At 62.4% G+C, this 8,178-nt stretch carries 5 protein-coding genes; 2 read left to right on the top strand and 3 right to left on the bottom strand.

Annotation, left to right across the window (positions count from 1 at the left end; genetic code table 11):
- Positions 1-162 precede the first annotated feature (162 nt).
- The 3 genes from QZX93_RS22430 to nifJ form a co-directional block, all read right to left on the bottom strand.
- Complete coding sequence (locus QZX93_RS22430) at positions 163-606, bottom strand: hypothetical protein (protein ID WP_295390517.1); 444 nt, start codon at positions 604-606, stop codon at positions 163-165.
- A 124-nt stretch (positions 607-730) separates the two neighbouring features.
- Positions 731-1,747: a dihydroorotate dehydrogenase-like protein gene (locus tag QZX93_RS22425; RefSeq protein ID WP_295390515.1), complete on the bottom strand. Its 1,017-nt coding sequence runs from the start codon at positions 1,745-1,747 to the stop codon at positions 731-733.
- A gap of 146 nt (positions 1,748-1,893) precedes the next feature.
- Positions 1,894-5,490, bottom strand: coding sequence for a pyruvate:ferredoxin (flavodoxin) oxidoreductase (gene nifJ / locus QZX93_RS22420; protein ID WP_295390512.1), 3,597 nt, complete (start codon positions 5,488-5,490; stop codon positions 1,894-1,896).
- Positions 5,491-6,103: 613 nt separating this feature from the next.
- On the opposite strand from nifJ, the gene rimI reads away from it, so the two are divergent.
- The gene (rimI, locus tag QZX93_RS22415; RefSeq protein ID WP_366761007.1) at positions 6,104-6,565 is read left to right on the top strand and encodes a ribosomal protein S18-alanine N-acetyltransferase; all 462 of its coding nucleotides are present in this window, start codon (positions 6,104-6,106) and stop codon (positions 6,563-6,565) included.
- Positions 6,566-6,683: 118 nt separating this feature from the next.
- The gene (locus QZX93_RS22410; RefSeq protein WP_295390510.1) at positions 6,684-7,499 is read left to right on the top strand and encodes a hypothetical protein; all 816 of its coding nucleotides are present in this window, start codon (positions 6,684-6,686) and stop codon (positions 7,497-7,499) included.
- Positions 7,500-8,178 lie beyond the last annotated feature (679 nt).

Below are 8,178 nucleotides of genomic sequence, written 5' to 3'. Positions count from 1 at the left end.
CAGCCAGTCCTGCACCGACAGCGGCAGCAGCAAGTCAGTCTCGCGGTCCATCGGATGGAAGCGGCGCATCAGCAGTCGTACTCCGGACATCGGGGTTGATCCGGACAGTGTACAGGAACGTCACCCGCGACGGAGCCCCGAAGTCCGACAGGCTGCTAGGCGTCACATGATGACTGCCAAGTGGAACTTGTCGGTGCCTGCTGGCGCGGCCCGGAGCTTGGCAATACAGTCATCCAGCTCTTCAAGGAGTTCGCCCCTCGTTTCCGCTTCAAGTTTAGGGTTCCAGCCTGCAGCAACATGGCTCCGAAGCTTCGCGAGGCAACTCAACCCAGAGGGGAGATCAAACCACTGCATCTCGTCGATCCCGTACCCACAGCCCGTTTCAGGATCGACCGTACCCTCATCTTCACCTTCGTCGTCCATATCCTCATCAGCCATGTTCAATTCGAGGTCGGTGAAGTCAGCGAAGGAGGATAGCTTGGGGATCTTCAGTTCGTCGCAGGCGGCGTCGAGCTCATCCGCAAGCCCGTGCATGAGGGAGTGGTCATCATCATCTCTCGACATCAAGCGACCCTGCAACGTTTGCAGCCAATAGGTCATACCCATGAGAACGGACTCCTTTAGTATTGGGGGGGAGCGGATCAAGGGTGGAGCGTGTTTGTGACGGCTAACGAGCTCATACCCAGGGCGTTGCCCTGGGCTGGTATGCTCGACCCCGTTGGGGGCGGTACTAGATCATCACCCCCGCCCCGGCACTATAGCTGTCCAGCGTATTCATATAGTTGGCCCGCTCGAATTCAGCGGGGTTGGGGATGGTGAGCGCACTGACCCGGCCGCGGAAGTCGGCGACCGACTCAAAGCCCTGCTCACCCATCCAATCGGTGACGCCGGTGAGGATGGTCGCCAGGTGCTTGGGTCCCCGGGCGAGCAGTGAACTGCACAGATGGACCACATCGGCCCCGGCGAGCAGCAGCTTAATGGCGTCGGCCGGCGTATGGACACCCCCGGTGGCGCCCAATGAGAGCCCGTCGATACGCCCGTAGAGGATGGCGATCCAACGCATGGCGAGCAGTGCATCGGCGGAGGTGGAAGGCTGCAGCCGGGGGTGCAGGCGCAGTGCCGTGATATCGATATCCGGCTGATAAAAGCGATTGAAGAGCGCCACTCCATTGGCCCCGGCGGCGGCCATCTGCTGGACCGTATAGCCCAATGAACTGAAGGCCGGCGAGAGCTTCATATTGATGGGCAGCGCCACCTGACCGCGCAGTTCGCGCAGCACACTGAGATAGCGCTCTTCCACCTGGGCGCCGCTGTTGTTGATATCGGCGGCGATGTAATAGACATTGAGTTCCAGCGCATCGGCACCGGCCTGCTCCAGGTCCTTGGCGGTACGAATCCAACCGCTCGGGGTCACCCCGTTGAGGCTCGCGATCACCGGGATGCCCAATGATTCTTTGAGCCGGCGCACGTTGTCCAGATAGAGGTCGAGCCCGTTCTGGAAGTCATCGAAGGCGGGCAGAAAGCCGGCCTCGGCCTCGCCGAAGCCGGTCTCCTGGTGGTGCAGAAAGCGCACCATGGATTCGGACTCGGCGGTGACGGCCTCCTCGAATAGCGACCACATGATGATGGCCGACGCGCCGTTATCCTCCAGCTCCCGGGCCGTCGCGACGCTCTTGGAGAGCGGCGAGGCGGAGGGAATCAGCGGGTTTTTGAGGGCAAGGCCCAGATAGTTGGTGCTCAGGTCCACGGCAATTGCTCCGAAATGGGTTTAATCAGGGTTGACCGAATAGGATCGGTAACCGCACGGCACGCACCGCGACCGCCGAACCGGACGGGCACAAGCCCCGTCCGGTTACGCGCGGCACTACCGGTGCGTCCAGGCGGTGCGATGGCTTATTCCTTGGGCTTCGCCCCTACCGGCACATCGGCCGTCTGCGCGGCCAGGTGCGCGAGCTGCTCATAGAGCTGGAAGCGGGTCTGCACATGCCGTTGCGCCTGCTGCAGGAACTGTTCCGCGACCTCCGGGTGGCTGCGGGTGAGCATCGAGAAACGGGTCTCGCTGCTGGTGAAATCGCGGTAAGGCACGCTCGGCGCCTTGCTGTCGATCAGCAGCGGATTCTCACCGGCGGCGGCGCGCCGCGGATCATAGCGGAACAGCCCCCAGTGGCCGGAGTTCACCGCCAGGTCCTGTTGTCGCAGGTTGTTGGAGAGGTCCACCCCGTGGGCGATACAGGGGGCATAGGCGATGATGATCGAGGGACCGTCATAACTCTCCGCCTCCAGGAAGGCACGCACGGTCTGCATGTCCTTGGCACCGAAGGCCACCGAGGCCACATAGACATTCTGATAGGCCATAGCCATCATCGCCATGTCCTTCTTGAATGACGCCTTGCCGCTCGCGGCAAACTTGGCCACCGCACCCATGGGCGTGGACTTGGAGTTCTGCCCGCCGGTATTGGAATAGACCTCGGTGTCCAGGACCAGGATGTTGACATTGCGCCCAGAGGCCAGCACATGGTCCAGGCCGCCGTAGCCGATATCATAGGCCCAGCCATCGCCGCCGATGATCCAGACGCTGCGTTTGACGAGCTGTTCGCAGATCCCCTCCAGCACACGCGCCTCCAGCCGGTCGATCCCGGCCAAGCGGGTCTTGAGGATCGCGACCCGCTCGCGCTGCTCGAAGATCCCGGCCTCGTCACTCTGATCGGCGTTGAGTAGCGCCTCCACCAACTCGCCACCGATGGGCTCCGCCAGCAGTTGGATCAGCTCACGCGCCTGCTCCACCTGCTTATCCACCGCGAGCCGCATCCCCAGACCGAACTCGGCATTGTCCTCGAACAGCGAGTTGTTCCAGGCCGGCCCGCGCCCATCCGGGTTCTTGGTATAGGGGGTGGTGGGCAGATTGCCGCCATAGATAGACGAGCAACCGGTGGCATTGGCCACCATCATACGGTCGCCGAAGAGCTGGGTGGCGAGCTTAATATAGGGCGTCTCACCGCAACCCACGCAGGCCCCGGAGAACTCGAACAGCGGCTCGAGCATCATGGCGTGCTTGATCTTGGACGGGTCCAGCTCGCGGCGGTCGTATTCCGGCAGGGTCAGGAAGAAGTCCCAATTGGCCTGCTCAATGCCGTGGCGCTCCTGCGCATCGACCATATTGAGCGCCTTGCGGCTGGGGTCCTTGCGGTCGCGGATGGGGCAAACCTCCACACACAGCCCGCAGCCGGTGCAGTCGTCCGGGGCGATTTGATAGCTGACATGATGCCCGGCGGGGAAGTCTTTACCCTTGATCTGGACATGCTGGAAGCCGTCCGGGCCGCTCTCGGTCAGCGCCTCAGGGTAGACCTTGGCGCGGATCGCCGCATGGGGGCAGACCAGCGGACACTTGCCGCACTGGGTACACAGGTCCTTGTCCCACACCGGCAGCTTCAGCGCCAGGTTGCGCTTCTCAAAGCGGGTGGTGCCGGTCGGCCAGGTGCCGTCCGCGGGCATCAGGCTCACCGGCAGGCGGTCGCCATGGCCATCCATCAGGCAGGCGGTGACGTTGCGCACGAACTCGGGGGCGTCGCTCGGCACGCTCGCCGGACGGTCGAAGGTGCTGGTAACCTCACCGGGCACCGTCACCTGGTGCAGCCCGGCCAGGGTCGCGTCGATGGCCTCGTAGTTGCGGTCCAACAGGCGTTGGCCCTTCTTACCGTAGGTCTTCTTCACCGCATACTTGATGTGCTCGATCGCCTCATCGCGCGGCAGGATGCCGGAGATGGCGAAGAAGCAGGTCTGCATAATGGTGTTGGTGCGCCGCCCCATGCCGGTCGCCTCGGCGATGCCATAGCCGTCGATCACATAGAAGGCCAACTGCTTGTCGATGATGGTCTGCTGCATGCTGCGCGGCAGGTCGTTCCAGACCTGATCGGCCGGGGTGGCCGAGTTGAGCAGGAAGGTCCCGCCCCGGCGGGCGTGGTTGAGCATGGCGTGACGGCTGAGGAAGGTCGGCTGGTGACAGGCGACGAAGCTCGCCTCGTCATCCCCGATCAGATAGGTGCTGTTGATCTGGTGTGGACCGAAGCGCAGATGGCTCACGGTGATGGCGCCGGCCTTCTTGGAGTCGTACTGGAAATAGCCCTGACCGTAGTTGGGCGTTTCCTCGGCGATGATCTTGATCGAGTTCTTGTTGGCCGAGACGGTGCCGTCCGAGCCCAGGCCAAAGAACACGCAGGCGGTGACACCCGGGTCCTCGGGGCGATAGCTCGGGTCCCAGTCCAGGCTGAGATGGGTCAGGTCATCAAAGATACCGATCGAGAAATTGTTCTTCGGGTGGTCCTTGTTGAGCTCATCGAAGACCCCCTTGACCATGCCGGGGGTGAACTCCTTGGAAGACAGACCGTAGCGCCCGCCGATCACCCGCGGCATGGCGGCCAGTTGGCCGGCCGACGCCGCCTGGGCCAGGCCAGTCACGACGTCCTTATACAGAGGCTCGCCGTCCGCGCCGGGCTCCTTGCAGCGGTCGAGCACGGCCACGCGGCGCACGGTGACCGGCAGCGCCGCCAGCAGCAAGGCCGGGTCGAACGGGCGGAAGAGACGTACCTTGATCAGTCCGACCTTCTCGCCCTTGGCGACCAGGTCGTTCACGGTCTCCTCGGCCGCGCCGATCCCTGAGCCCATGATGGCGATCACCCGCTCCGCGTCCGGGGACCCGACATATTCAAACAGGCGGTACTGACGACCCGTGAGGGCAGCAAATTTGTCCATCGCCCGCTGGACGATGCCGGGCACGGCGTTATAGAAGCCATTGACCGTCTCGCGACCCTGGAAATAGACGTCCGGGTTCTGGGCGGTGCCGCGCAGGATCGGGTGGTTGGGGTTCAGTCCCCGATCCCGGCAGGCGCGCACCAGGTCCTCGTCGATCATGGCCCGGATGGTCGCAACAGGGATGCGCTCGACCTTCACAACCTCGTGGGAGGTGCGGAAACCGTCGAAAAAGTGAATGAACGGCACCCGGCTTTCAAGCGTGGCCGCCTGGGCGATCAGGGCGAAGTCCATCGCCTCCTGGACCGAGGCCGAGGACAGCATGGCGAAGCCGGTAGAGCGGGTCGACATCACGTCCGAGTGGTCGCCGAAGATCGACAGACCCTGGGCGGCCAGGGCGCGGGCGGCAACGTGTATGACCACCGGGGACAGCTCCCCGGCCATCTTGTACATGTTGGGGATCATCAGCAGCAGGCCCTGAGAGGCGGTGAAGGTGGTCGCGAGCGACCCGCCTTGCAGTGCCCCGTGCAGCGCCCCGGCAGCCCCCGCCTCGCTCTGCATCTCGACCACCGTGGGGACCGTACCCCATAGGTTTTTGACCCCCTGGGCCGACCACTCGTCCGCCCATTCACCCATGTTGGATGATGGGGTAATCGGGTAGATCGCGATGACCTCGTTGGTCATGTGGGCGACATAGGCCACCGCCTCATTGCCGTCGAGGGTAACCATTTCAGATTGCGACATCGCATGCTCTCGTAAGTTGGAGGGACCGGGACAAGGGTGCGTACCAGGGGCCGCGTCCCTCAATGATTTAACGGCGAACTATAAACCCAAAGCCGGGCGCAGGGGACTGTCTTGTGCCGATTCAGCGAAAATTTGCCCGCTGGCGCACCCCTGATCGTTGATTTAAGGTGCATAGCTGCGGCGGATGAGTCGCATGACAGCACACCCGGGACGCCTGATGAACCCCCGGCAGTTGGCCCGCGACGGCGCCAGGACATACAATGAACGCTATTGAATACGCGAATACTACCGAGGCCATCATTCAGCCCCTTCCCGCCGCCTTGATGCCCGCGCCGGACCACACCGCCGATCCTCGAGCCCCCTCCCCCGTTGCGAGGGACGGTTGGGGTGGGAGGGTTACCGCACAACTCAGACCGCAACCCGGTGGGAGCGGCTTCAGCCGCGGCCCGACCTCGCAAGCTGCCCTGCCCTCGTCGCGACTTTCTCATGAAACCGCTTCGGAGACTGGGCAAGTATTCGGCGGAGCGGTTTTCTGTAGCCTGGATGTAGCGCAGCGAAATCCAGGGTTCTGCGGTAACCCACCGATCCTTTTGGTTCCCGCGAGACCGCACCAGTGACCGCCGAACTGCAACTGAGCCTGAACCTGCGCCCCATGCAGGACGGCGACATCGACTCGGTACTGGCCTCCGAACGGTGTACCTACGACTTTCCCTGGGAGGCCGAGGTGTTTCGCGAGTGTCTGCGGGTCGGCTACAACTGCTGGGTCGCCGAGATGGGCCAGGCGGTGGTCGCCCACGCGGTCATGTCCATCGGGGCCGACGAGTGCCACGTACTCAACATCTGTGTCCACTGCGACTGGCAGCGCATGGGCTTCGGCCGACGACTGCTGCGCCGCCTGCTCAAGCTCGCGCGCCAGCGCGGCGCGGACACCGCCTTTCTCGAGGTCCGGGTCTCCAATGCAGCGGCCCGCGCGCTCTATGCCGCCGAGGGCTTCTGTGAAATCGGCACCCGCCGGGGTTATTACCCGGCGCGCTATGGGCGGGAGGATGCGGTGGTGCTGGCGTTGGCGTTGTGATTCCGAAATCACAACCCATTTCCGCCAGCGATTTCGTCCGCTTAGAAACCCTTGCAGTGACGGCGCTGAACCCGCTCGTGGCGCACCCGCCAAGCCTTTATCGTGGTAACCTTTCTCCATGACCGCTAAAGACATCATCAGCCGGGATACTCTTAAGCGCCTGACCACCGACTTGGCCCGACATTTGCTGGGCATTGAGGCAGAAGCCATCGAGTTGCTGGAGACCCAGAACCAGCGGGTCGAGGACCGCCGCGCCGACTTGGTGGCGCGCATGCGCACCACCGACGGTAACGAATTCCTGCTCCATGTCGAGATCGCAAACAACAATAAGAATGATATGGCCCTGCGGATGCTCCGGTACTACACAGACATCCGCCTGGCCGGACACCAGGGGGCTGTCCGTCAGTTCCTGATCTATATCGGCACCGAGCCGCTGAGAATGCCCGACGGTATCCAAGAACCGGCACTGCTCGAGTACCACTACGGCGTGGTGGACATGCACCAGATCAATTGTGCTGGGCTGTTGGTGCAGGACAACCCGGATGCCTTGGTGCTGGCCGTTTTGTGCGACTTCGGCGGAAGGCAGCCTCAGGAAGTCGTCAGCTATATCGTTCGCCGGCTGAAGGAACTCCTGGGCGCAGATGAAAAGCGCTTTCGTGAATACATGACAATGCTCGAAATTCTGTCAGAAAACCGGGGCCTGAAGCCCCAAGTGGTAGAGGCTCAACGAATGCTCACGCAGGTCGATATCAAGCAATTGCCTTCTTACTCGATCGGGTACGACGATGGCGATGCGACGCGCGAGGCACTGATTGTGCGCCGCCTGCTGACCCGGCTTGACGCTGGGGAAGTCGCCGAATTGCTGGGACTCAGTACCGAGGACGTTCAGCGGATCGCCGCCAAAGGTGACGCCGACAAACCCGTTGTGCAGTGACTTTCTAACGTCGGCAAACGCGGTAGCGCCTTGATCATTCTTCCGGGCAGGGGCGATCGGTCCGCAAAGCGGACCAATGACCTCGTGGTTAGTTCGGCGACCGGGATTATGGCCAAGGCCCAATCGGGTTTTGATCGTCGTTCCGGCCAGGGGCGCGCAGTCATTCCGGCCGGGACGCCGGAATTCAGATCTGGGACGGCAATCTCTCAGCCGACGCGGACGCGCAGAACACAACGAAACGGCTGGAATGATAATCAAGGCCGTAAAAGGCATCGATCATTACTCCGGCCACCGAACACCACCCCGCTCTCGTGACACCGCTCCAGCGGTGTCACGCCTGTGTCAGGCGCTCCGCGCCGGGAGCGCCAGTGGCCGGCCGCACTATGTCAGGCCGCTTTAGGTGCAGATCGGGGCTTGCGTGGGGGCAGAGTCACCAACTCTCTCCCGGTTTGACTCTGGCGTCTAAGAATATCCTCAAAAATGGCATCGGGGTCATGATTGAACCGCTCAGCATAGTCTTCCCGAAGCTCGCGGGTCTCTTTAAGAGGCTGTCTAAGAACCATTTTGAGATAGAGGCTTACTTAACGGCTAATAAATACGGCGTTTGATTATTGCAGATCTGCCGAAGAAGCAAGCGTCCGGATGCAATATAAACCTGTGTTTCGCTTGAAGTCGGTTT

Source organism: uncultured Thiodictyon sp. (assembly GCF_903946935.1).
GTDB lineage: Bacteria > Pseudomonadota > Gammaproteobacteria > Chromatiales > Chromatiaceae > Thiodictyon.
The sequence above is the reverse complement of the archived record's forward strand: the minus strand, read 5'-3'. Positions and strand labels throughout refer to the sequence as shown.

What these genes read in the sequence shown, in the direction of transcription:
- QZX93_RS22410 (WP_295390510.1), top strand. Translation starts at nt 6,684, where the DNA reads ATGACCGCTAAAGACATCATCAGCCGGGATACTCTTAAGCGCCTGACC.
- QZX93_RS22430 (WP_295390517.1), bottom strand. Translation starts at nt 606, where the DNA reads ATGGGTATGACCTATTGGCTGCAAACGTTGCAGGGTCGCTTGATGTCG.
- nifJ (WP_295390512.1), bottom strand. Translation starts at nt 5,490, where the DNA reads ATGTCGCAATCTGAAATGGTTACCCTCGACGGCAATGAGGCGGTGGCC.